Source organism: Psychromonas sp. CNPT3 (assembly GCF_000153405.2).
Classification (GTDB): Bacteria; Pseudomonadota; Gammaproteobacteria; order Enterobacterales; family Psychromonadaceae; genus Psychromonas.
Genome location: NC_020802.1, coordinates 2,405,395 through 2,429,431 on the forward strand (window position 1 = coordinate 2,405,395; position 24,037 = coordinate 2,429,431).

General features: G+C 39.0%; 20 protein-coding genes. 2 read left to right on the forward strand and 18 right to left on the reverse strand.

Features of this window, described 5'->3' with window-relative positions; all coding sequences use genetic code 11:
* Positions 1 to 43: 43 nt before the first annotated feature.
* From lpxA to rpsB, 13 genes are all read right to left on the reverse strand, one after another.
* Positions 44 to 832, reverse strand: a complete 789-nt coding sequence (gene lpxA / locus PCNPT3_RS10550) for an acyl-ACP--UDP-N-acetylglucosamine O-acyltransferase (protein WP_015465854.1) — start codon at positions 830 to 832, stop codon at positions 44 to 46.
* Positions 832 to 1,284, reverse strand: a complete 453-nt coding sequence (gene fabZ, locus PCNPT3_RS10555) for a 3-hydroxyacyl-ACP dehydratase FabZ (RefSeq protein ID WP_015465855.1) — start codon at positions 1,282 to 1,284, stop codon at positions 832 to 834. The genes lpxA and fabZ overlap by 1 nt, the downstream gene beginning before the upstream one ends.
* Before the next feature lie 16 nt (positions 1,285 to 1,300).
* On the reverse strand, positions 1,301 to 2,317 hold the full coding sequence (lpxD, locus tag PCNPT3_RS10560) for a UDP-3-O-(3-hydroxymyristoyl)glucosamine N-acyltransferase (protein ID WP_015465856.1): 1,017 nt from the start codon (positions 2,315 to 2,317) through the stop codon (positions 1,301 to 1,303).
* 198 nt (positions 2,318 to 2,515) lie between these two features.
* The gene (locus PCNPT3_RS10565; protein ID WP_015465857.1) at positions 2,516 to 3,025 is read right to left on the reverse strand and encodes an OmpH family outer membrane protein; all 510 of its coding nucleotides are present in this window, start codon (positions 3,023 to 3,025) and stop codon (positions 2,516 to 2,518) included.
* Between the two features lie 136 nt (positions 3,026 to 3,161).
* The gene (gene bamA / locus PCNPT3_RS10570; RefSeq protein ID WP_015465858.1) at positions 3,162 to 5,582 is read right to left on the reverse strand and encodes an outer membrane protein assembly factor BamA; all 2,421 of its coding nucleotides are present in this window, start codon (positions 5,580 to 5,582) and stop codon (positions 3,162 to 3,164) included.
* 51 nt (positions 5,583 to 5,633) lie between these two features.
* Positions 5,634 to 7,013: a sigma E protease regulator RseP gene (gene rseP / locus PCNPT3_RS10575; protein WP_015465859.1), complete on the reverse strand. Its 1,380-nt coding sequence runs from the start codon at positions 7,011 to 7,013 to the stop codon at positions 5,634 to 5,636.
* On the reverse strand, positions 7,007 to 8,209 hold the full coding sequence (ispC, locus tag PCNPT3_RS10580; protein WP_015465860.1) for a 1-deoxy-D-xylulose-5-phosphate reductoisomerase: 1,203 nt from the start codon (positions 8,207 to 8,209) through the stop codon (positions 7,007 to 7,009). The genes rseP and ispC overlap by 7 nt, the downstream gene beginning before the upstream one ends.
* 1 nt (position 8,210) lies before the next feature.
* Positions 8,211 to 9,059: a phosphatidate cytidylyltransferase gene (locus tag PCNPT3_RS10585; RefSeq protein WP_015465861.1), complete on the reverse strand. Its 849-nt coding sequence runs from the start codon at positions 9,057 to 9,059 to the stop codon at positions 8,211 to 8,213.
* A 60-nt stretch (positions 9,060 to 9,119) separates the two neighbouring features.
* Entirely contained in the window at positions 9,120 to 9,863 is a 744-nt protein-coding gene (gene uppS / locus PCNPT3_RS10590; protein WP_015465862.1) for a polyprenyl diphosphate synthase, read from the reverse strand.
* A gap of 54 nt (positions 9,864 to 9,917) precedes the next feature.
* Positions 9,918 to 10,475 (reverse strand): ribosome recycling factor, encoded by a 558-nt coding sequence (frr, locus tag PCNPT3_RS10595; protein WP_015465863.1) that lies wholly within the window; start codon positions 10,473 to 10,475, stop codon positions 9,918 to 9,920.
* 17 nt (positions 10,476 to 10,492) lie between these two features.
* A complete protein-coding gene (gene pyrH / locus PCNPT3_RS10600; protein ID WP_015465864.1) occupies positions 10,493 to 11,287 on the reverse strand; it encodes a UMP kinase in 795 nt (264 codons plus the stop codon).
* Positions 11,288 to 11,449: 162 nt separating this feature from the next.
* A complete protein-coding gene (tsf, locus tag PCNPT3_RS10605; protein ID WP_015465865.1) occupies positions 11,450 to 12,322 on the reverse strand; it encodes a translation elongation factor Ts in 873 nt (290 codons plus the stop codon).
* A gap of 94 nt (positions 12,323 to 12,416) precedes the next feature.
* The gene (rpsB, locus tag PCNPT3_RS10610) at positions 12,417 to 13,148 is read right to left on the reverse strand and encodes a 30S ribosomal protein S2 (RefSeq protein WP_015465866.1); all 732 of its coding nucleotides are present in this window, start codon (positions 13,146 to 13,148) and stop codon (positions 12,417 to 12,419) included.
* Positions 13,149 to 13,535: 387 nt separating this feature from the next.
* Between rpsB and map the strand changes: the two genes are divergently transcribed.
* Positions 13,536 to 14,333 (forward strand): type I methionyl aminopeptidase, encoded by a 798-nt coding sequence (gene map / locus PCNPT3_RS10615; protein ID WP_015465867.1) that lies wholly within the window; start codon positions 13,536 to 13,538, stop codon positions 14,331 to 14,333.
* Between the two features lie 378 nt (positions 14,334 to 14,711).
* A complete protein-coding gene (gene glnD / locus PCNPT3_RS10620) occupies positions 14,712 to 17,330 on the forward strand; it encodes a [protein-PII] uridylyltransferase (protein WP_041771538.1) in 2,619 nt (872 codons plus the stop codon).
* A gap of 50 nt (positions 17,331 to 17,380) precedes the next feature.
* Here glnD and PCNPT3_RS10625 read toward each other — a convergent pair whose 3' ends face one another.
* The 5 genes from PCNPT3_RS10625 to PCNPT3_RS10645 all read right to left on the reverse strand — a co-directional run bounded on the left by PCNPT3_RS10625 (position 17,381) and on the right by PCNPT3_RS10645 (position 23,980).
* A complete protein-coding gene (locus tag PCNPT3_RS10625; protein ID WP_015465869.1) occupies positions 17,381 to 18,424 on the reverse strand; it encodes an ABC transporter ATP-binding protein in 1,044 nt (347 codons plus the stop codon).
* On the reverse strand, positions 18,424 to 20,055 hold the full coding sequence (locus PCNPT3_RS10630; RefSeq protein WP_015465870.1) for an ABC transporter permease: 1,632 nt from the start codon (positions 20,053 to 20,055) through the stop codon (positions 18,424 to 18,426). The genes PCNPT3_RS10625 and PCNPT3_RS10630 overlap by 1 nt, the downstream gene beginning before the upstream one ends.
* Positions 20,045 to 21,064 carry a Fe(3+) ABC transporter substrate-binding protein gene (locus tag PCNPT3_RS10635; protein WP_015465871.1) on the reverse strand — a complete coding sequence of 340 codons (1,020 nt, stop codon included), beginning with the start codon at positions 21,062 to 21,064 and terminating at the stop codon, positions 20,045 to 20,047. Before PCNPT3_RS10635 ends, PCNPT3_RS10630 begins: the two co-directional genes overlap by 11 nt.
* A 425-nt stretch (positions 21,065 to 21,489) precedes the next feature.
* A complete protein-coding gene (locus PCNPT3_RS10640) occupies positions 21,490 to 22,878 on the reverse strand; it encodes a sigma-54-dependent transcriptional regulator (RefSeq protein WP_015465872.1) in 1,389 nt (462 codons plus the stop codon).
* 1 nt (position 22,879) lies between these two features.
* On the reverse strand, positions 22,880 to 23,980 hold the full coding sequence (locus tag PCNPT3_RS10645) for a sensor histidine kinase (RefSeq protein ID WP_015465873.1): 1,101 nt from the start codon (positions 23,978 to 23,980) through the stop codon (positions 22,880 to 22,882).
* Positions 23,981 to 24,037: the final 57 nt, after the last annotated feature.

Genomic DNA, 24,037 nt, shown 5'->3' on the forward strand with positions numbered 1-24,037 from the left:
TGCAAAAAAAAGGCTCTGAGAGCCTTTTTTTTTATTCAAAAACCTATCTCACAATGCCTCGACTCTCGACGCATATAAAATCATAGAGTATTTGTAATTCAGGACAATTGTCAATTTTCGCTTTGATAATTTCTTGCGCTTGACTGAGCTGATTACCATCACGGCAAAGTGCTTTATAAGCGCGTTTGATTTCCATGATAGCAGCACTACTAAAACCACTGCGTTTTAAGCCAATCGAGTTAATACCTTGTGCCTGAACATAGTTTCCAGATGCCATAAAGTAAGGTGGTATATCTTTATTTACCGCAGAGCACCCACCAACCATCGCGTATTCACCCACACGGGTAAACTGATGCAAAGCAGAAAGTCCACCAATAATAACATGATTGCCTAACACGCTATGACCCGCTAAGGTCGCATTATTGGAAAGGATAATATTATTACCCAAGATACAATCATGCGCCACATGTACGTAAGCCATTAATAAGTTATTATTACCAATGATGGTGGTACTTTCATCCTGCGCAGTACCACGATGAATAGTACAACTTTCACGAAAGACGTTATTATCGCCAATCTCTAGAAATGTTTCTTCACCGTTATATTTTAAATCTTGGCAATCTTCACCAATGGAGGCAAATTGAAAAATCTTATTGCCTTTACCCATTTTAGTAGGACCATTCACCACAACATGAGGTGCAATCCAACAATCATCGCCTATTTCAACACGCGCACCAATAATCGTATAAGGGCCTATTTCGACGTTCTTACCAATAATTGCACTTTCGTGAACAATTGCGGTTGCATGTATCTTTGCTGTAGAATCAATCATTAAACCTCTCTTCTTGCACACATTATCATCGCCTGACAAGCGACTTCACCATCGACTTTAGCAGTACATTCAAATTTACCCATACCGCGACGCTCTTTCAAATAGATAACTTCAAGCTCTAATACATCACCCGGTACAACGGGTCTACGAAAACGTACTTTATCAATAGACGCTAAAAAATAAAGTTCATTCGGTGCAGGCTTGCCATATGTTGCAAACGCTAAAATACCCGTCGCTTGCGCTAAGGCTTCAATGATCATAACGCCAGGAAACACAGGGTGTCCTGGAAAATGCCCTTGAAATTGAGGCTCATTAAAAGATACATTCTTAATGGCTTGTAGCGTTTTTCCTGGTTCATAATCAATCACGCGATCGACTAATAAAAAAGGGTAGCGATGTGGAAGAAGATCCATGATCTCTTTAATATCTAATGAATTTAACTCGTTGCTCATGGAATTTTCCTTATTTTTATTCTTGTATTTTTTTTTCAAGTTGTTTAACTCGTTTAAACAACTGTGCTATTTTTAATGTATATGCCGTCGTTTTACGCCATTCTTTATTGGTCGTTGCTGGGACGCCTGATGAATAAACACCCGCTTCTTTAATGCTACGCACAACCATACTGTTACCCGTGATCACGGCATTATCTGCTATTGTAATATGCCCGTTCATCTGCACACCGCCCGCTATAATACAATTTTTCCCAATAACCGTGCTACCCGCTATATTCGAGCCCCCTGCTATCGCAGTATTTTCACCAATCTCCACATTATGTGCAATCTGACATTGATTATCAATTTTAACACCATCTGCAATTAGCGTATCTGATAATGCGCCACGATCAATGGTGGTAGATGCACCGATTTCAACATCATCACCCATAATAACTTTGCCGATTTGTGGTATTTTTATCCACTTACCTTGATACGGTGCATTACCAAAACCATCCGATCCAATGACTGTATTGGCATGTATAATACAGCGCTTACCAATTTGTGATGAATGATAAATCGTCACATTAGGGTATATTTTAGTTTCATCTGCAATCGAGCTATTTAAGCCGATGACGACATTTGCAGAAATTTGACAATTATTGGCTATGCTAACACCCGCTTCAATTACCACATTTTCAGCAATCGCCACGTTTTCACCAATCGTTGCAGAATGATGAATAGTCGCACTGCTTGCAATTCCTTGGCGCAATACAGGCGTAGTATCAAAGATGCGCGCAAGCATGGCATAACCCACATATGGGTTATCCATAAACAGCGCGTTACCTTGATAAGTCGCTTGGAGTTCACTCGGTAAAACAATAGCACTCGCTTGGCATTGCCCTATTCTCGTTAATAGTTTTTTATCCGAAACAAAGGTGATATCGCCTTCACGGGCACTATCAAATGTCGCCAAATGCGACAATATTAATTCACCATCACCACTGTATTGTGCGTTTAGTAGCTCGCTTAATTTTGACAAATTATATTTCATACTGTCTATCCATTATCTTTAACAATTATTTTTTTTAAAGAAAACATAATAACCTCAATGCAGAGAATTTTATCTTTTCTTTAAAAAAAACAGATACTTTTATTAATGTAAATCCCCTGCAGTTTCTACGCCTTTATTGTAGCGTAAAAAGCAGAGGAATTCGGTTTTTTATCTATATCTAAGAGTCTTTCTTACTCTCTACTTTTTACTGATCTCTTGGATCACTAGATCTGAAATATCATATGCTGGCGTTGCAAAAATAATTTGCTCCCCATTTAAGATCAGATCATAATGACCTTTTTTAGCAACGGAGTTGATAACATCGCGTACGACGATCAACGCTTTTTGTTGCTCTTCACCTTGGCGGCGACGATTATCTTCTTCAAATGCTTTACGATTGATCTTATATTCAGACATTTTCACTTGTATTTTACGCTGTATCGCCGTTACTTCTGCAGGCTTCATCAACTCTGAATCACGTTTTAATGTTGTTTCATATTTAGTTATTTTTTTCTCTAGCGCTTGCAGAGCTTGGTAACGCCCCTTAAACTCAGACTCTAATTTTTTAATAATACGTGCACGTTGTGGGGACTCTTTCATTATTTTAGAAGGATAAACAACGCCAATTTTTTGTGCATCAGCAGCAAATACGCTAGAGGTTGCAAGTATTGCAACGCTAAGCATCATAACTTTAAATAAACCTTTCATTTTGTGACTCCGTAAATAATATGATATAAAAAAAATAAAGATCCACAAGGATCTAAGGTCATACATTTAATAAGCGCTGATGTATATCTATCACATCAGCGCTTATTAAAATAAGATCAAAGCATATCAGTATTGATCAAAAAGAATTCCCAATATTAAAAGAGAATATTTCTGTATCATCACCTTCATACTTTTTCACTGGCCAAGCTAAAGTAAAGACTAAAGGCCCCATCGGTGAGATCCACGTTAACTGTGTACCAATAGACGCGCGGATCCTGCCCGGTTTTGAATAATCACCAAAATAATCACAGTTATATGAACAACTCGCCTGGCTATATTGTGCATAGTTAAACTCAGTATCCCACACTTCACCCGCATCAATAAATAAACTACTGCGAACTTGACGCGTGTATGCTTCATCTAATAAAGGCACAGGAAAAATAAGCTCTGCACTTAACGTATATTTTGCATTACCACCCAAGGCTTTATCGGTTATCTCACCGCTATTGTTACCATTTATCTCCGAAAGATAAATCGCCCGAGGCCCTACCGTATTACTTGAGAAACCACGTAAAGTGCGGTAACCACCCACATAATAATTTTCAAAAAATGGCAATATTTGATCACTTCCTTCAAATTTTCCATAGCCATTACCGTAACCTGCGGAGGCACGTAAAAGCGTCGTCCAATCACCATCATCACTAATACGTTGATAATTACTTATTTCAAAATTAATTTTAAAATACTGAAGATCAGATCCCGGCACCGTCATTTTTGCCCATAAGGAATGCTTCATCCCCTGCGTCGGTAACTGCCCTTTATCTAAATTATTACGTGTCCAACGCGCTGTCACGTCAAAGTTTTGGAAATCAACAGAACTATCATCATTGAGTAATGATCCATAAATATCCCAAAATGTTTGTAATTGCGCGTACGAATTCAGCTGCGAAATACCATTACTTTCCCAGCCTACACCGAAGCCTAAGCGGTTTATTTCGTTCACAGGAAAACCTAAATTAAAACGCACACCATAAGTTTTATTCGTGTAATCGATAATATTGGCATCACCCGCTTCAAACTTATCATAAAAGATACGCACGCCACCACTTACCGCATCTTTGGTGAGATAAGGCGTCGTATAATTAATACTGGCATTAGTACTGTAATCATTAAATTTAGCTTCAAAACCGACTTTATCACCCGATCCTAAAAAGTTATTTTGCTGTATGCCGGCACTTAAGCTCATTCCTGATTCCGTGCCATAACCGATACCCGCATTAAATGAGCCAGAAGATTGCTCTTCGACCTTTACATTAATATCAACCAGATCATTGCTAACGCGCGACGTTTCAATATCCACTTTAGCAAAGAATCCCAAACGGTTTAAACGCGCTTTAGATTGCTCAATTTTTTCACTCGATAACCAGCTACCTTCCATTTGGCGCATTTCACGGCGTAGCACAATATCTTTTGTAGTACTATTACCGGATATATTGATATTACGCACATAACCACGCTGGCCCGGTTCAATCGAAAAATTGACTATAACTTGATGCGCTTCGTCGTCAATTTCTGGATAGGTTTTAATTTCAGGATAAGCGTAACCTAAACGTCCAAAATATTTACGAATATTTTGCTCTGCAAACGCCACTTCTGAGGCTGCATAAATATCATCTTTACCAAACGAAATAAGCGCGCGTATTGTCTCTTCTTTACCTAATAAATTGCCAATAAATTTAACATCAGAGACTTTATAAATTTCACCTTCATCGACATTAACCGTGACATAAACCCCTTTTTTATTTGGCGTTAATGCAACTTGCGTCTCATCAATATTAAAACGGATATAGCCACGATCTAAATAATAACTTTTGATCACCTCTAAATCGCCAGCCAGTTTTTGTTTCTGATAATTATCATCAGCAAAAACATCCCACCATCCGCCAGAATCCCTTAAACTTAAACGCTTTAATAATTTTTCATCACTATAAACACTATTACCGACAATATTAATTTGCAGGATCTTGGCGGTTAACCCTTCTCGAAATATAAACTGAATAGCCACGCGATTACGTGGCAAAGTTGTTACGACCGTTTCCACTTTAGCGCTATATTTACCAATACTATGGTAAAAGTCTTCAAGACTTTTTTCTATACTCGACAAGGTGGTTCTATCTAAAGGCTCTCCCTCTTTGATACCGGAAGATTTTAACGAATCAAAAATTTGCTCATCACTTAACTTATCATTACCTGTTAATGCAACGTTACTAATAGAGGGACGCTCTTTTACGTTAAAGATTAAAATATTTCCAGAGCGCTCTAACTCTATGGACGCGAAATACTTACTCGCATAAAGTTTTTTTAATGCAAGCGAAAGCTGATAGTCATCGACCTCATCTCCTTCTCTAATAGGCAGACTCAATAATGCAGCCCCTAACGTAATGCGCTGTAAGCCGTTAAATTGTAAATCTGATATTGTCATTTTCTGCGCCATGCTAAACGTAGAAAAACAGCTAGCACACACCCATAAAGAGGCCAATAAATATCGCTTAATCATTTTATTCTTTAATCCTTTACAACACTTATCTCTGTGTTTTATATTTTATAATCACGACAACAGGTTAAAATCATTTAATATCGCAATGCTCATAAGTAGCATTAAAATAGCGCCACCGATGCGAAATCCAATTTCTTGTATTTTTTCGGGAACAGGCTTACCCGTTATTATTTCTACAGCATAATAAAGTAAATGTCCTCCATCTAATACAGGCAGAGGGATCAAATTCATTAATCCCAAATTAACACTGATCAAGGCTAAAAACCCAAGAAAATATTGGATCCCATACGTCGCGCTCATGCCTGCACCTTTGGCAATGCCTACCGGGCCACTTAAACTTTTTATTGAAATATCACCACTGACTAATTTTGTTAAAGTAGAAAAAGTTAACGATGTTAATTGCGCTGTTTTTTGCACACCTTTAATAAAGGCTTGTGGCGCTGAATACTTTAACGATACGCGAAACTCTTCAGGGTACGCCTCTATGACAGGCATAATACCGACATAACCTTGTGTCTCACCCGATGCATTCTCACGAGATGCGGGTACCAAATTAATTGTCTGTGTTAATGCACCACGCAGGATCTGTAACTGTAACGCTGTACCTGCATTATTTTGAATGATTTTTACAAAATCAGACCACGTTTCTAAAGGCTCATTATTAACCGAAAGTAACTTATCCTGCTCTTTTAGTCCTGCCTTAAATGCAGCGCTGTCTGGCATAATCGATGCTATTTTTAAATGCACTGACGGACGATAAGGCTGTAAGCCTAAGCTCGTCACTATCGACTCTTTTTTCGGTGAATATTTCCAATGAGTCAATGAGACAGTAAAATATTGTAAAGGTTCACTCACATCAGCTAGCGCACCGTCATTTAACGATCGCAGGCCTATTTTGATGCTTTCTTGGCCAATTTCACCCAATAACGCCACGTGAAGTGAATCCCATTCCGCGGTTAATTTATCATTCACACTAACAATTTGAAAAGGAGCTTGTGTCTCTAAAACAGACATAGGAGTATCGGGCGCTACCGTACTAATAATAGGTTTTGCCGTATTAATACCAATCATAAACATAAAGAAGAAAGCAATAATTGCCAGTAAAAAGTTAGCAATGGGCCCTGCTGCTACAATCGCAATGCGTTGCCACACCGTCTTTTTATCAAAGGCATATTGAAGTTCCTGCGCACTTACCGTCTCTATGCGGCTATCCAGCATTTTGACATATCCGCCTAAAGGAATAAGCGCAAAAATAAACTCTGTGCCTAATTTATCGGTATGTTTAAAAAGTGTTTTTCCAAAACCGATTGAAAAACAATGCACTTTAACGCCACAACGGCGTGCTACCCAAAAGTGCCCAAATTCATGGATTGCGACTAAAATACTCAAAGCGACCATAAAGGCGCCTAAATTCCATAATATGGCTAACATAATAAACCCTGATCAATAATAGCCTTGGCGGCTAATTTACTTTGTAAGTCAATGTCGAGTAAGCTCTCAATTGAACGCTCTGATGCGTCATTGAGAGGCTTATTTAATACGCGCTCAACAAGCTCTGCGATTTGTGTAAACTTTATTTTCCCTGTTAAAAAAGCATCAACTGCCACCTCGTTACTTGCATTTAACATCGTCGTCGCTTTTTGCCCTGCATAACACGCATCAATGGCGAGTTGTAAACAAGGGTAGCGTTTTAAGTCAGGCTCCATAAACGTTAATGAGGGACTTTTAAAGAAATCAAAATTCCCCGCATGACTCTCGATCCTCTGCGTGCCACCCATTACATAGGCAATAGGAATACGCATATCTTGATTACCCATCTGCGCGATGACGCTGCCGTCTTTATATTGCACCATGGAATGAATAACCGATTGCGGATGCAATATCACTTGTAATTGATCGCTACTGGTATTAAAAAGCCAACGCGCTTCAATATACTCTAAGCCTTTATTCATCATGGTTGCCGAATCGATGGATATTTTTTGGCCCATTGACCAGTTAGGATGTTTGATGGCTTGCGCCGGTGTAATAGTTGAAAATTCGGTTAACGGTTTATTAAGGAAAGGACCACCGGAGCCTGTCAGTAATATTTTATTTACACCCTCAGCGCTTAAATCACAATAACCTAATGTATCTTGTAAACGGGGTGATAACGCCTGATAAATCGCATTATGCTCACTATCCACAGGCCACAATTTTGCCCCTGACGATTTAACCGCATCGATAAAGAGTTGCCCTGACATTACCAGCGCTTCTTTATTGGCCAGAAAAATTTCTTTACCAGCATGCACACTTGCAAGTGTTGATGTTAGCCCCGCGCCACCTACGATGGCAGCCATAACAGAATCGATTTCATTACTGCCAAGAAGTTGTAAAAGCTCTTCTTCAGAATCTAATACTATGCTTTTAGAGTCGGCTTGTTTTAATAATTCACGTAACTCTAAACGTGCATGAGGGCAAAACATCGACACATATTTTGGTTGATGTAGGAGGCATAATGAAAGCATTTTCTGAACACTTTTAAATGCTGCCAATAAGACTACCCGATATAACGTTGGGTTTGCAGAGCAAACATCTAACGTGCTACTACCGATTGATCCCGTTGCTCCTAACACCGCCAAATTTTTCATTTTACATTATCCAAGTGATATACATTAATGTAAACACAGGCACAGCTGCCGTTAAACTGTCAATACGATCTAAAATGCCTCCATGTCCCGGCAACAAAGAGCCACTATCTTTCAGACCAGCTTCACGTTTAAACACACTTTCACTTAAATCGCCAAGCGTAGAAACTAAACAAGTAACAAAAGCTGCAATGAAAAACACAGGCATTTTTTCACTGCTAATATCAAAATAAAGACTGGCCAGTAATGTTATCAACATAGAGCACACGACGCCGCCTAAAAAACCCTCGATGGTTTTCCCGGGGCTGACTTTAATGGCCAACTTATGCTTGCCAAAACGTTTTCCAACGAAATAAGCGCCCGTATCGGCAGCCCACACCAGCAGAAAAACAAACATTAATAGTTGCGCGCCATAATAAAAATCATGATACATATTCACCGAGCGTAAAATAACCATCGCCCAAAAGAAAGGTAATAAAGTGCACACACCAAAAAACACTTTTAATGCTTTACTGTTTTTCCAGATAGTTGCGCTACGAGGATAAGTCACTACTTTTAATAATGCGACCACCCACCAAACTCCACCCGCTATGACAATGTTCATTAAAATAGGAGAAACGCCCGTTGCCTGCCATAAACTTTCTGCAGGGATAAAGACTAAACTGACACCTAAGACAAGGGCTAAAAAATAAAGCACCCAATGACTTTTTTCCGTCACGAAGTTGACCCATTCTTTACTAGCTAATAGATAAATTACCGTACAAAACAGCATAAAAAACTTTAAAGGCAGTAGAAATATGCCGGCGATGGCAAGTGGCGCAAGGATAAGCGCCGTTATAATTCGTTGTTTCACAAAATATCCATTTATAAATTATTGTATCAAAGCATCTTCGTATCTATTGTCGATAAACGATTAGTCTAGATCTCGAACTTGCTCACTTGTTTGTCCAAATCGACGCTCTTTACCCGAAAAAACATCCAATGCAAATTGAAAGTCACTTGCATCAAAATCAGGCCATAAAGTATCCGTAAAATAAAGCTCAGCATAAGCGAGTTGCCAGAGTAGAAAATTACTAATACGATGTTCTCCTCCGGTACGGATCATTAAATCAACTTGGGGGATTTTAGATAAGGTTAGTGCATCTTGCATCATTGTTTCATCGACTTGAGATGCCTTTAAAGTGCCATTTTCTACACGTTCAAGCAGTGTTCGAGTCGCTTGTGTAATATCCCAACGCCCACCATAATTAGCTGCAACATTGAGTATTAAACCTTGATTATTTTCAGTTAATTTTTCAGCTTCGAGTACTTTTTTTTGTAAACGCGAACTAAACCCGGTTAACTCACCAATGATTTTTAACTTGATACCATGCTTGTGCAGTTTTTTAACTTCACTGCCCAGCACGCTAAAAAACAATTCCATCAGCATTTTAACTTCTTGCTTAGGGCGTTGCCAATTTTCACTGCTAAAGGCAAAAACGGTTAATGCGCCAATTTTGTTTTCTGTTGCAAAGGTGATCGCTTTACGCAGCGCTTTAACACCATGTTTATGTCCAAAAACACGATGTTTGCCTCTTTTTTCAGCCCAGCGACCATTACCGTCCATAATAATGGCAACGTGTTGGGGTGTTTTTGTCTGTTTATTTAATATCGTCACAGTCGTTCCACATAGACATGGCAGGTACAATAAATTGTACCTGCACGGCTTAAATTAAACTTCCATTAACTCTTTTTCTTTGACTGCTAATAAATCATCAATACTCTTTACGCTGTCATTCGTTACTTTTTGCACTAATTCTTCACCAACACGTAAATCATCTTCACTGATATCTTTATCTTTTTCTAAGCCTTTTAAATCACCATTGGCATCACGACGGATATTACGGATCGCAATACGGCTATTTTCAGCTTCGCCACGCACAACTTTGATAAGATCTTTACGGCGCTCTTCGGTTAACGGTGGTAATGGAATACGAATAACCGTGCCTGCAGACATTGGATTTAAACCTAAGTTTGAGCCCATAATTGCTTTTTCTACCGCTGCAATCAATGTTGCATCAAAAACCGTAACTGTCAGTGTACGTGAATCTTCTGTTGATATATTACTCACTTGACGTAAAGGGGTATTGCTTCCGTAATATGGCACCATAATGCCATCTAATAAACTCGGATGTGCACGCCCTGTACGCACTTTTGCAAGTTGACTCTTAAATGATTCAACTGTTTTACTCATACGTGTTTGCGCATCACTTTTTACTTCATTGATCATAATAATATCCTAATAATTTATTTGTTTTTTTGTTCTGTTTCTGACTTAACTTGCGCATTATCTACTTTTACAAATTCAATGTTTTTGGTGTGAGTGATCGTAGTGCCTTCTTTCTCTCCCATTACAACACGATTTAATGCCCCTGGCTTATTCATATTAAACACACGAATAGGTAAACTATGATCTCGTGCCAGTGTAAACGCGGCTAAATCCATTACTTTCAACTCTTTTTCAAGTACGACTTGATAATCGATTTCAGAGTATAACTTTGCATTTGGATTTTTAACAGGATCCGTATCATAAACACCATCAACTTTTGTGCCTTTTAATACCGCATCGGCTTCAATTTCGATGCCACGTAAGCAAGCAGCAGAATCTGTTGTAAAGAAAGGATTTCCGGTTCCCGCGGCAAATATAACAACCGTCCCCAAGCTTAAATGCTTAATCGCTTCCGCCCAGTTATAATCATCACAAACACCTTTAAGTGGAATAGCAGACATTAAACGCGCATTAACATGAGAACGATGTAATGCATCACGCATTGCTAAACCATTCATCACTGTTGCAAGCATGCCCATATGATCGCCAACAACACGATTCATTCCCGCTTTAGCAAGGCCTGCACCACGGAAAATATTCCCGCCACCGATAACGAGTCCAACTTGCACACCAATTTCAACCAAACCTTTGATCTCTAATGCCATGCGATCTAAAACTTTAGGATCGATACCAAAGCCTTCTTCTCCGACCAGTGCTTCACCACTTAATTTTAATAAAATACGACGATAAGCGGGTTTGGGATTAGTACTCATAACATTTATTCCTCAACATATATATGATCTTGATTGTATTCGTAATAACACTAAATAGTATTTTTAAGGATAAAATCATTATTGCCTAACATAAAAGAACCGCAGTCATTGCCGCGGTTCTTCTTTTACAATAAATAGACATTTATTGTCATCTACAATGCATTACTGACCAGCAGCTGCCATTGTCGCAGCAACTTCAGCTGCAAAATCTTCTTCTTTTTTAGCGATACCTTCACCAACTTCTAAACGCACAAATGTCACAACATCTGCATTTGCATCTTTAAGAAGTTTAGCAACTTTAATCGAAGGATCTTTAATGAACGCTTGTCCTGTTAAACTCACTTCACCGGTGAATTTAGCCATACGACCCGTTACCATTTTTTCAGCGATTTCAGCAGGTTTACCGCTGTCGATTGCGATTTGTAACTGAATTTCTTTTTCTTTTGCTACTACTTCAGCAGGTACATCTGAAGGCTTAACGTAAGTTGGTGCAGCAGCTGCTATGTGCATAGCAATATCTTTTGCAAGCGTTGCATCGCCACCAGTAAGAACAGAAATAACACCGATTTTGCCACCGTGTACATATGCACCGAGGTTTTCACCGCTAACAATTTGAATGCGACGAACAGAGATATTTTCACCGATTTTAGCAACAAGATGAGCACGCGCTTCTTCAACAGTAATACTATCAAATGCAAGTGCATTTAATGTAGCAACTTCGTCAACTTTGTTTGCAAGTGCAATTTCAGCGACTTTGTTAGCAAATGCCAAAAAGCCTTTGTCCATTGCAACAAAATCAGTTTCACAGTTAATTTCAATAATAACGGCAGTATTGTCAACTATTTTTGTAATAACAACGCCTTCAGCTGCAATACGACCCGCTTTTTTAGCCGCTTTAATTGCACCTGATTTACGCATGTTTTCAATGGCAAGTTCGATGTCGCCATCAGACTCTACTAATGCATTTTTACAATCCATCATGCCCGCAGCAGTGCGATCACGAAGTTCTTTAACTTGTTTAGCTGTAATAGCCATGGTCAAATTCCTATTTAATCTATAAAAAAGGGGCCCTAGAGCCCCAGATAACCAATCTAAGATTGTTAATAAGAGCTTCTATTAAAATAGAAGATTATTTTTCAGCTGTTTCTTCAACAAAACCATCTGTTGCAACAACAACTTCAGTTGCACGCGCATCATTGATAGTTTGAGCAGCCGCTTCTAAATAAAGTTTAATAGCACGGATTGCATCATCATTACCAGGAACAACAAAATCAATATTGTCTGGGCATGAGTTAGTATCTACGATAGCAATAACTGGAATACCTAGGTTATTAGCTTCTTTAATAGAAATATGCTCATGATCAGCATCAACAACGAAGATAACATCAGGAATGCCACCCATGTTTTTAATTCCGCCAAGCGTTTTATCTAATTTGATTAACTCACGAGAACGCATTAGCGCTTCTTTTTTAGTTAATTGTTCAAATGTGCCATCTTTACTTTGAATTTCAAGATCTTTAAGACGTTTGATTGATTGACGTACTGTTTTCCAGTTAGTCAACATACCACCTAACCAACGGTGATCAACGTAGAATTGGTCACAGCTAAGCGCAGCTTCTTTAACAACTTCAGATGCAGCACGTTTAGTACCAACAAATAATACTTTTCCTTTTTTAGCCGCTTTTGCTTCTAAAAAGTTAAGTGCTTTGTTGAACATTGGCACTGTTTTTTCTAAGTTGATGATATGAACTTTATTACGTGAACCAAAAATGAACGGTTTCATTTTAGGATTCCAGTAACGAGTTTGGTGACCGAAGTGAACGCCTGCTTTTAGCATATCGCGCATTGATACATTTGCCATGTTAATTTTCCTTTATAGGGGTTAAGCTTCCACGTACCCCATAAACTCGACCATCTTTAACAAGTTAAAAACAGCACCCCGAGTTACGTGTCGATACGTGTGTGTGATTAGTGACTTTTATAAAGTTCACTGCATTATGAGTAACATTCATCAAAAATGAACATCGTTCTCGATGCGCTTTATAGCACATTTTAAAGTTTAGCTCAACTTTTCTTCGTTTGGGCACCCGTAAACACGCGTTCACACAAAGAAAATAGCATGCAATGTAATCTATAACATAAATTTCCATTATATTCTGATCAGATACCAATGAGCTCAATATCCACTGGCGTGATGCGCTAGATTTCATTATAGTATTCTTATAATTTAACGATAAAGAGATAAAAAATGCCAGCAATCATAAAAACCCCTGCAGAAATAGAAAAAATGCGTATTGCAGGCCAAAAAGCCGCAGATGTGTTATCCATGATAGCGCCCTTTGTTAAAGTGGGCGTCACCACTAATGAGCTGAATCAACTCTGTCATGATTTTATCGTTAATGAACAAGGCGGGATCCCAGCCCCCCTTAATTATCATGGTTTTCCAAAGTCGATTTGTACCTCTATTAACTATGTTGTTTGTCATGGGATCCCCAATGATAAACCGTTAAAAGATGGCGATATGCTCAACATTGATATCACAGTGATCATTAACGGTTACCACGGCGATACTTCGCAAATGTTTTTACTGGGTAAGCCTTCTATTTTAGGAACTCGTTTAGCGCGTATTGCACAAGAATGTTTATATATTGGCATTGAGATGGTTAAACCCGGTATACGTTTAGGAGACATTGGTGCAGCCATTCAAAAACATGCTGAAAAACACAGTTATTCCATTGTGCGTGAATATTGTGGGCATGGTATCGGTGCGGGCTTTCATGAAGAGCCTCAGGTTTTGCATTACGGTAAAAAAGGCACAGGTGAGATATTAAAAGTAGGCCAATGTTTTACTATTGAGCCAATGTTAAATGCAGGCAAACATCACTGTAAAGTATTAAAAGATGAATGGACAGTGGTCACTAAAGATAAAAAACCTTCAGCGCAATGGGAGCACACGTTACTGGTAACTGAAACCGGTGTTGAAGTATTAACGCTACGCCCAGAAGAAACGCTCGCCCGAATTATTATACCAAAGGAATTAATTTAGTGATCATGTATTGCGTAGGAAAAATTAACACTAGCAAGGCGAGAGTTGTAGGAGATAGTTGTTCTCACTTCAAAACTCACAACGCAGGTAGGGATAATTTCAACAAGCAAGACGGATCACCTTTTTAGTTCCTTTGGTATTAGCAACGATTAATATCTAAAGCCACTGAGTAAAAACGAAGTGGCTTTTCTATTCCCTTATTTATTACCAATGGAATTAATTAAGTGATCGTGTATTACGCCGGAAAAATCAGCACTAACAAGGCGTGAGTTGCAGGAGATAGTTGTTCTCACTTCAAAACTCACAACGCGGGTAGGGATGATTTTAACAAGCAAGACTGAGCACTTTTTTAGTTCCTTTGGTATTACAGAGGTTAAAATGCATTTAGGCCCTTTTTCCCCGTCGAAAATAGAACACAATAATTTAACCCTCTCTTTTCTTAAAAAACACCACCAAGAATTTCATCAATGGCAAGTTGCGCGCTTCAAAAAAAATGAGAACATTAATTATTTAGTGCATCAACGCGCCCTCTATATCGATTTATTACTGGCTCGGTTGTGGCAATTTATGGGCCTAGATAAGTGTTATCGATTGAGTTTACTGGCCGTTGGTGGCTATGGACGCGCTGAGTTACACCCTAAATCTGATATCGACATTTTAATTTTGTCTGTGCATGGCTTTACAACGGATGAAGAGCAAAAAATAACCGCCTTTATCACTTTCTTATGGGATCTTAAATTCGACATTGGGCACAGTGTGCGTGATTTAGACGATTGCTTTAACCGCGGTAAAGAAGATCTCAGTATTGCCACAAGTATGCTCGAAGCACGTCATATTCAAGGCAATAAAAAAACCTTGAAAAAATTACAACAATTACTACAGCGCGACGATTTTTGGCCCTCAGAGAAATTTTTCCTTTTAAAAAGAGAGGAGCAAAGAGCACGTCATAAAAATTGCCGCGGTGATGGCTATAGCCTTGAGCCCGATTTAAAAAATGGACGAGGCGGTTTACGTGACATACAAACCATCGTTTGGGTTGCAAAGCGCCATTTCGGTGTCAGTAGCCTACTCAAATTAACGCGTTATCATTATATTACAAAAAGTGAATATTATGAGCTCGTTGACTGTCAAACCTTACTCTGGCGAGTACGCTTTGCACTGCACTGCGTCACTGGACGCGCCGATAATCGCCTGCTTTTTGATTTCCAAGGTGAAGTCGCAAGTTTACTGGGATATCAAGGCGCTCGTGGTAAAGCGATTGAGACCATGATGAAAGAATTTTATCAAACAATTCATCACATTAAAGAGCTCAATGAAATGTTATTGCAATATTTTGATGAGGCTATCAATGACAAAAACAGCACTAAAATCATTCCTATCGATGCGCATTTTCAATGCCGCGAGCAGATGATAGAGCTTAAAACCACCGGGCTCTTTAAAACGCATCCGCATACTATTTTACAACTGTTTTTATACATCGCCAGCGATGACAGTATTGTCGGCGTTTACTCATCAACATTACGCGCGTTACGTGAAGCAAGGCGGCACTTGAAACAATGGTTACAAGAACTCCCTGAATGCCGACGCTTATTTATGAGTATAATAAAGCATCCTCAGGGCATGGGACGTGCATTTACCTTGATGCATGAGTATGGCGTTCTTGGTGCTTATATCCCGCAATGGAGCCGCATCGTAGGGCAAATGCAATTTGATCTGTTTCATGCTTATACCGTTGATGAACATACGCATAAATTGCTTAAATATATTTATAATTATCCGCAAACAAAAGCATTACACCCATTAGCACATGATATTTATCGTTATTTAGAGAAACCTGAATTACTGTTTTTAGGGGCTATTTTTCATGACATTGCCAAAGGACAAAATGGCGATCACTCGGCCTTAGGCGCAGTTGATGCTTATCAATTTTGTCAATTACACCAATTAAACCATGCTGATAGTACTTTTGTTGCATGGCTTGTTGAGCAACACTTAACCTTATCGGTTACGGCGCAACGTAGAGATATAAGCGATCCAGGCGTTATTCGAAAATTTGCAAAAATAGTACAAGATGAAACCCATCTTAACTATTTATATTGTTTAACTGTCGCCGATATCTGCGCGACTAATGAAGGTACCTGGAATAGCTGGAAAGGCAGTTTATTACGTGACCTTTATTCGAGCACCCAAAAAATGCTCCGTCGAGGCATCGATAGCCCTCGTAATCTTCGCCAACGTATTAAAAATAGAAAACAAAAAACATTAGACTTATTAGCACAGACAGGTACCGATACAGATGCGGTAAAAAATCTGTGGAAAAATTTTAAACTCGATTATTTTTTTCGTTATCGCTCTGCACAAATCGCTTGGCATACCCGCGCCCTGTTAGGCGCTTATAATAAAATGCAGCCCTTAGTACTGATCAGTACCAGTGCTCAAAAAGATGCGACCGAGATTTTTGTTTATCATCGTGATGCGCCGTCCATTTTCTCATCAGTGGTCACCGAAATTGATAATAAAAGATTGAGCGTCTATGATGCGAAAATACTCTCGAGTCGTGATGCTTATACCCTGAGTACTTTCAGTGTTTTAGAGCTTGATGGTAAACATATTTCAGGCGATAAAATTCAGCGTTTGAAAAAAGCCATTGAGGTTGCATTAATGAACCCAGCAAAGGTCAACTGCCAACAAAAACAGCTCATTCGTATTAAGCGCCAATTTAAAATTGAGCCCCTTATCACTTTTTTACCCACGCGTCGTAAGCGCACCCAAATTGAGGTCGTTGCCTTTGATGCTCCGGGTATTTTAGCCAATATAGGAAAAGTTTTTCGTAAACTCGATCTGATGCTATACACCGCAAAGATCACCACTATTGGTGCGCGTGTTGAAGATCTTTTTATTATTTCGACAAAAGCAGGAGAGGCCTTAACGCCCGTCCAAGAAAAGGAATTACAGGAGCATTTGATCCTCGAGCTCAGCCCAGATAAAAACGCATAAGGCCATTTTCATGGATCCGTGTTAATAGATTTATTAACACGGATCAGTATTTATGAAGCAAGGTCAAAAAACACAAAATCATGCTCAAGTAACTCTAATGAAACCCTAAGACCCACTTCAATAGGGTGTAGTGAGCTTTGTTTCAAAGTGTAAATATCGCCTTTATAACGCACTTTAACTTCTACGTATGCACCTAAAAATAAGACGTTGATCACTTCGCCCTCTGCCTTTTCATCAATATGTAAAAGCAAATGCTCAGGACGCACTAACAGAAGTAAATGCTTACCTATTTTTTCTTTGATTTGGTTTGCACTGCTTATCACCCCTAAAGCACAATGGAAATGAGTCTCATCTTGAACTTGTACTTGTAAGTAATTACTTTGCCCCATAAAGTCCGCAACATAACGCGACGTTGGCTGATAATAAAGTGCCTTAGCACTGCCTATTTGTACAATTTTACCGGCTTGCATTAAGGCTATTTTGTCCGCAAAGGCAAAGCCTTCTTCTTTGGCATGCGTCACGAATAAAGCGCTGATCTGATGCGCTTTAAAAAGATGACGAATATCTTGAATTAACTGCAGACGCACATGTTGATCTAAATTTGAAAATGGCTCATCTAATAGCATTAAATCAGGTTGATAAGCTAATGCGCGAGCAATTGATATGCGTTGTTGCTGACCACCTGAAAGTTGATGTGGGAACCTATCTGCGTAACGACTCAATTGCACCAAAGCTAAAACATCTTCGACCTTTTTTCGTTGCTCTTTTTTACTTTGTTTAAATAAAGAGAAAGCGATATTATCAAACACATTAAGGTGCGGAAAAAGGGCATAATCTTGAAAAATAAAACCGACTTTACGATTTTCAGGTGCGAGTTCAATATCGTTACCTAGTACCGTAATATCATTAATTGTAATGGTGCCTTCCACTTTATCTTGTAGCCCTGCAATAGCGCGTAATAACGTGGTTTTTCCACAGCCACTTTCACCCAACAAACAAATAATTTCATTCTTTTCTAAACTCAACTGCAGATCTTTTAATATCTGCTCTTTTTGATAAAAGCAATTTAATGATTGGATCTTTAATGCCGACATTAACGACTTTCCTCTAATAAACGATTAACCAAAATAAATGGCAACAAGCCCATTAAAATAATTAACAGTGCAGGCAGCGCTGCATGCTCAATCATTTCATCCGATACAAATTGATACACATAGGTCGCTAAGGTTTCAAAGTTAAAGGGCCGTAATAAAAGGGCCGTAGGTAACTCTTTCATCGCTTCAATAAAGACCAGAATGAATGCCGTTAACATCCCTCTTTTTATTAAAGGTAAATTAACTCGGCGTAACATCTGCCCTTGAGTCAGACCTAAGGAGCGAGCTGCTAAATCTAATGTAGGCGACACATCTTCTAAATTTGAATGCACACTTCCCACAGCAATCGCACTAAAACGCACTAAATAGGCGATAACTAATACAAATAATGAGCCAGAAAAAATAAGTCCCACAGAGGGTAAGTTAAAAGCGACCAGCCATTTGTTTAATAAAAGATCTAAGGAGCTAAAAGGGATCAAAACACCAATAGCGACAACAGTCCCAGGCACCGCATAACCTAAAGAGGATAAACGTATACTTATTTTTGCAAATATCCCAGGCTGTAAACGTTGATATAAGTTAACAATAAGCGCAACGACAAGTCCTAAACTTGCCACTATTAATGCAAGCCAGACACTGTTTAAGGTGTAACGCCATAATAAAATATTAAAGGAAGCCCAAAAATAGTGCGAGGCATAATAAATAAGTACACTTAACGGCAATAAAAAAGCAAAGAACAAAAGCGTCCAAGAAAAGCTTAATGCGCCCCATTTTTTCCAGCCATGTAACACAAAACGCAATTCTCTTTTGGTTTCGCCACTGCGCTGATAGCTCTTTTGCTTACGCCTACTATGGCTTTCTAAGCCAATAAAGATAACGACAAACAATAACATGAGCGATGAAATTTTTGCCGCACTGCTTAAGCTTCCAAGCTCTAACCAAGTATCATAAACGGCGGTTGTGAGGGTTTGCACTGCAAAATAATTAACCGTTGCAAAATCGCCCAAAGACTCCATTGCAATTAAAGAGAGTCCCACGGCAAGAGATGAGCGAGAGAGAGGAAAAGACACTCTTTTAAACGCCTGCCAAGGTGATGCACCTAAGCTACGCGCTGCTTGAAATAAACTACCAGATTGACTTAAAAAAGAGGCGCGCAATAAAAGGTAAAGATAAGGATATAAAGCTAAACTTAACACTAAAATGGCACCGGCTAAAGTGCGAATATCGGGAAAATAATAATCAGAATAAGATTGCCAGCCCATTAATCGACGTAAAAAATGTTGTACTGGGCCACTAAAATCAAAAAGATCGGTATATACAATAGCAATAATATAAGGGGGTAAGGCAAGCGGTAACATCAATGCCCACTGCAGAGTTTTCCGACTCGGAAAATCACAGCATGCAACAAACCAAGCAACCGGCAAAGCAAATAGGCAACTTAATGACATCACGCCAATAATTAAAAGACCGGTATTTAAGCAGTAATCCCAAAGTACCGTATCAATAATATGCTGAAAACTACCCGTTTTATCAATAGAAAAAGCACTTAATATAAGTGCTATGATAGGCGTTACTAAAAGACAAGTTACTGCCCAAGGCAGTAACTTGTAAACACAATTTTTAGAGATCAAATTTCACTTCATCTAGTAATTTAACTGCATTTTCATGTTGCTTAGCAATTTCAGAAAGTGCAATCGTATCGGCTTTAAATTTTCCCCATGATGCCACGAGTTTAGATGGCGCAACGCCTTCTTTAACCGGGTATTCATAGTTCACATCTGCATACATTTTTTGTGCGACATCATCTGATAAAAATTCCATTAATTTAATGGCATTATTTTTATTAGGTGCGTATTTAGCAAGTACTACGCCACTTACATTAACATGCGCGCCAGTCGTGTTTTGATTCGGGAAATTAATATTTACCGCTTCAGCCCAACTCACTTGTTTTGGATCAGCTAGCATTTTACCTAAGTAGTAACTGTTACCCAAAGCATAATCACAAAGGCCATCTTTAACCGCTTTCACTTGTGCACGATCATTACCTTGTGGTTTACGTGCAAGATTAGCTTTAACACCTTCTAACCACTCTTTTGCTTTTACTTTGCCTTCATGTGCAATAACAGATGCAACTAAAGAGACATTGTAAGGATGTTTACCAGAGCGAGTACATATTTTACCTTTAAATTCAGGCTTTGCTAAATCTAAATAAGTAATGTTGGCAACAGGTCCTACACGTTTTGATGATGAATAAATATTACGCACACGAGTCGTTAATGCAAACCATTGTCCATCAGGATCGCGATACTGCGCAGGTATATTACTGTCTAAACGTTTACTGTGCACTGCTTGTGTTAAATCTTGATTGGTCATTTTCATCAGACGACTAATATCTGTCGTTAACACAAGATCAGCGGGTGAAAGCTTGCCTTCACGCTTAACACGCTCAATCAACCCTTTTTTAGCAAATAAGATATTTACTTTGATGCCGGTTTCTTGAGTGAATTTTTGCATAATAGGCTCAATTAAAAAGGGCTGACGAAATGAATATACATTCACTTCTTCTGCCATCGCAGCTAAACTCGGTAAACTTAATACGCTCAATAGTGCCACATGGCTGAACATTTTCTTTACTATCATCGGACTCTCCTTGGTAATAATGATTATCAATTTAGTCTCGAATACTAGTTACCTTTTAAAGTAATTGCAACCTATTAAAATCACACTTTTCACTTAAAATAACATTAATAATCATAAGGATTTACGTCACTTTACATGTCATTAACATGGAGGTAACAAGGAATTTAAGGGAAAACAGAAAAAGCACCCTTTATCCAATCACCGAAGGCCTTATATATAAAAGACATAAAAAAGGCTACCTTTATTGATAGCCTTTTTATCGTAGTGGGATTAATTAAGTGAGCATATATTACGCAGGAAAAATCAGCACTAGCAAGGCGAGAATCACATGAAATAGCTGTTCTCACTTCAAAACTCACAACGCACAACGCAGGGTGGGATAATTTCACCAAACAATACGGATCACTTTTTTAGTTCCTTTGGCATTATAAGGGTAAAACCCCTTCTTCTTTCATTTTTGCAATTTTATAACGCAATGTACGAGGACTAATACCCAGCAATTCAGCAACATCTTTACGCTTTCCAGAGCAACTTTCCAAGGCATCTAATATTATCTTTTTTTCTTGATCTTTTAAGCCTTTACCAAGCCCTAATTGAGGATCAAGTACTGCATTTGTTGGCAGAGGCTCATCCATATCTTCTGCCTCTGTCGGCTCGAAATCACCCGCACAAAGTCTTTCTTCAAATTGTGCGTCTTCGAGTATTAGTGCATTACGCTCAATGCAGGGTCCCTCTGATAAAATGAGAGCGCGTTGCATGACATTATCTAATTCACGCACATTACCCGGCCAAGGATAGGCTAATAGCAAGGCTTTACTTGCCTCGCTCAATACTGATACCGGTTGTTTTTGTGCTAAGGCATGACGCGCCAATAAATGCTCTGCCAGTGGCAAAATATCACCAGGGCGTTTATTTAACGCTAAACACTGCAATGGAAATACATTTAAACGATAATAAAGATCTTCTCTAAAAGTGCCGGCAGCGACCGCTTCTTTAATATCACGGTTACTGGTCGCAATGACGCGCACATTTAGTTTAATTATTTTTCGTCCACCTAAACGTTCCACTTCTCGCTCTTGTAAAACGCGCAGTAATTTAACCTGTAATTCAAGGGGCATTTCAGTGATTTCATCGAGTAAAATAGTGCCATTTTGAGCCTGCTCAAATTTACCCGGACAGGCTTGTATTGCCCCCGTAAACGCACCTTTTTCATAACCAAATAACGTCGATTCGAGCATTGTATCGGGAATAGCGCCACAATTTATGGCAATAAAAGCACCCTCTGCACGACTCGATTGGTCATGTAAATAACGCGATAATATTTCTTTACCACTACCACTCGGGCCTGTGATCATAACCGTCGCATCACTTAATGCTACTTTTTTAGCCATACTAAATAATTTTTCAGTATGTAGGTCGCCGTATATCGGCGTGCAAGATTCAACATGATTAATAGGTGCATAGCGACTCACTTGATTTAATAACACTTCTGGCGAAAAGGGTTTCGCTAAATAATCAATCGCACCATCACGCATTGCATTTACTGCATCATTAATAGTGGCATAAGCGGTCATGAGAAGAACCGGTAACTGTGGATATTTTCTTTTAATATTTTGTAATAAGGTTAAGCCAGACATACCGCCCATCTGAATATCACTGATCACTAAATCAAATTTTTGCTGGTTTAACACAATCAATGCTTGCTCTGCACTATCAACTTCAACACAGTGGTAGCCCGCTAATAATAACGTATCAATTAACGCTTCACGTAATCCTGCATCATCTTCAACTACTAATAATTTTCCCTGTGCCATACTAGCCTCCTACCACTTTTCCAAATAAATTTTGCTGTTCACCGATGCGGTGCAACGGTAACACTAATGTAAAACAACTACCTTTTCCAAACTCTGATTTAACTTCCACACTGCCTTTATGTGCTTGAGCGATGGATTGCACTACCGCAAGCCCTAAACCGGTACCTTGTGATTTGGTGGTATAAAAGGCTTCCATGACTTTTTCAAGTTGCTCTTTCTCAATACCAGGACCATTATCCATAACCGATATTTCCATCCAATTATCCCCTCGACGTTGCGCGCTAATAAAGAGACGAGAGCCTTGCCCAGTTGCCTCAACCGCATTTGAAATTAGATTGGTCATCGCGCTTACTAATGAGCTTTTATTCGCGAGGATCACTAAATCAGGATCGGGAAAATGACATTGTAAATTCCCATCTACACTGGCTAATAGTGCTTCACTTGCCTCTTTAACATCTTCAATAAGACGCACTACAGAGACTTCTTCAATAATTTTTTGATCGCCACTGCGTGCAAATAACAACATATCGTTAACCTGCGTTTCTAAATCTCCTAAACGGTTCATTAGTTTGCCCTGAAAACGTTGGCGAGAGGCTTCAGTTAATGTTTTATTCGCAAGGTTAGCACCATATAACATCGCAGCAGAGAGAGGCGTTCTAATTTGATGCGCCAATGATGCTACCATTTTACCCAATGAGGATAAGCGCTGTAATTTAGCTACATGGGCTTGTAATCTACGCGTATCGGTCAAATCTGTTAACAATATAAGCTGTCCTGCCTGACCATTAAGCGGTGAAATAGACAGTTGAATACGGCGCCCATTACGTAATGATATTTCATGTCCATCATCATTTTTAGGGGTAAATGAACGCGCGATAATATCGCTCCATAATTGCCCTAATAAAGGTGCGTCAAGTAAAGTAACAGCAACACGGTTAGCTTGCTCTATCACGCCATCCGTATCGAGAACAATCAAACCAGAAGGCAATTCATTATAGAGTTGTTGCATATAATTTGCTTGGGCGCGCAACTGCTTTAGCTCTCCAGAGAAAGACTCTACATCCAATTTTTTGGCATTCTGTGGCTCATTGCGAGTATTCATCACTTTACCTGCTTATATAATTTAATATATAAGCAATAGAGCAATGATCGTGCCAAC

Excerpts from the sequence above, each read along its gene's own strand:
- lpxA (WP_015465854.1), bottom strand. The coding sequence starts at position 832 with ATGATTGATTCTACAGCAAAGATACATGCAACCGCAATTGTTCACGAA.
- fabZ (WP_015465855.1), bottom strand. The coding sequence starts at position 1,284 with ATGAGCAACGAGTTAAATTCATTAGATATTAAAGAGATCATGGATCTT.
- lpxD (WP_015465856.1), bottom strand. The coding sequence starts at position 2,317 with ATGAAATATAATTTGTCAAAATTAAGCGAGCTACTAAACGCACAATAC.
- PCNPT3_RS10565 (WP_015465857.1), bottom strand. The coding sequence starts at position 3,025 with ATGAAAGGTTTATTTAAAGTTATGATGCTTAGCGTTGCAATACTTGCA.
- bamA (WP_015465858.1), bottom strand. The coding sequence starts at position 5,582 with ATGATTAAGCGATATTTATTGGCCTCTTTATGGGTGTGTGCTAGCTGT.
- rseP (WP_015465859.1), bottom strand. The coding sequence starts at position 7,013 with ATGTTAGCCATATTATGGAATTTAGGCGCCTTTATGGTCGCTTTGAGT.
- ispC (WP_015465860.1), bottom strand. The coding sequence starts at position 8,209 with ATGAAAAATTTGGCGGTGTTAGGAGCAACGGGATCAATCGGTAGTAGC.
- frr (WP_015465863.1), bottom strand. The coding sequence starts at position 10,475 with ATGATCAATGAAGTAAAAAGTGATGCGCAAACACGTATGAGTAAAACA.
- pyrH (WP_015465864.1), bottom strand. The coding sequence starts at position 11,287 with ATGAGTACTAATCCCAAACCCGCTTATCGTCGTATTTTATTAAAATTA.
- tsf (WP_015465865.1), bottom strand. The coding sequence starts at position 12,322 with ATGGCTATTACAGCTAAACAAGTTAAAGAACTTCGTGATCGCACTGCT.
- rpsB (WP_015465866.1), bottom strand. The coding sequence starts at position 13,148 with ATGGCAAATGTATCAATGCGCGATATGCTAAAAGCAGGCGTTCACTTC.
- map (WP_015465867.1), top strand. The coding sequence starts at position 13,536 with ATGCCAGCAATCATAAAAACCCCTGCAGAAATAGAAAAAATGCGTATT.
- glnD (WP_041771538.1), top strand. The coding sequence starts at position 14,712 with ATGCATTTAGGCCCTTTTTCCCCGTCGAAAATAGAACACAATAATTTA.
- PCNPT3_RS10625 (WP_015465869.1), bottom strand. The coding sequence starts at position 18,424 with ATGTCGGCATTAAAGATCCAATCATTAAATTGCTTTTATCAAAAAGAG.
- PCNPT3_RS10635 (WP_015465871.1), bottom strand. The coding sequence starts at position 21,064 with ATGATAGTAAAGAAAATGTTCAGCCATGTGGCACTATTGAGCGTATTA.
- PCNPT3_RS10640 (WP_015465872.1), bottom strand. The coding sequence starts at position 22,878 with ATGGCACAGGGAAAATTATTAGTAGTTGAAGATGATGCAGGATTACGT.
- PCNPT3_RS10645 (WP_015465873.1), bottom strand. The coding sequence starts at position 23,980 with ATGAATACTCGCAATGAGCCACAGAATGCCAAAAAATTGGATGTAGAG.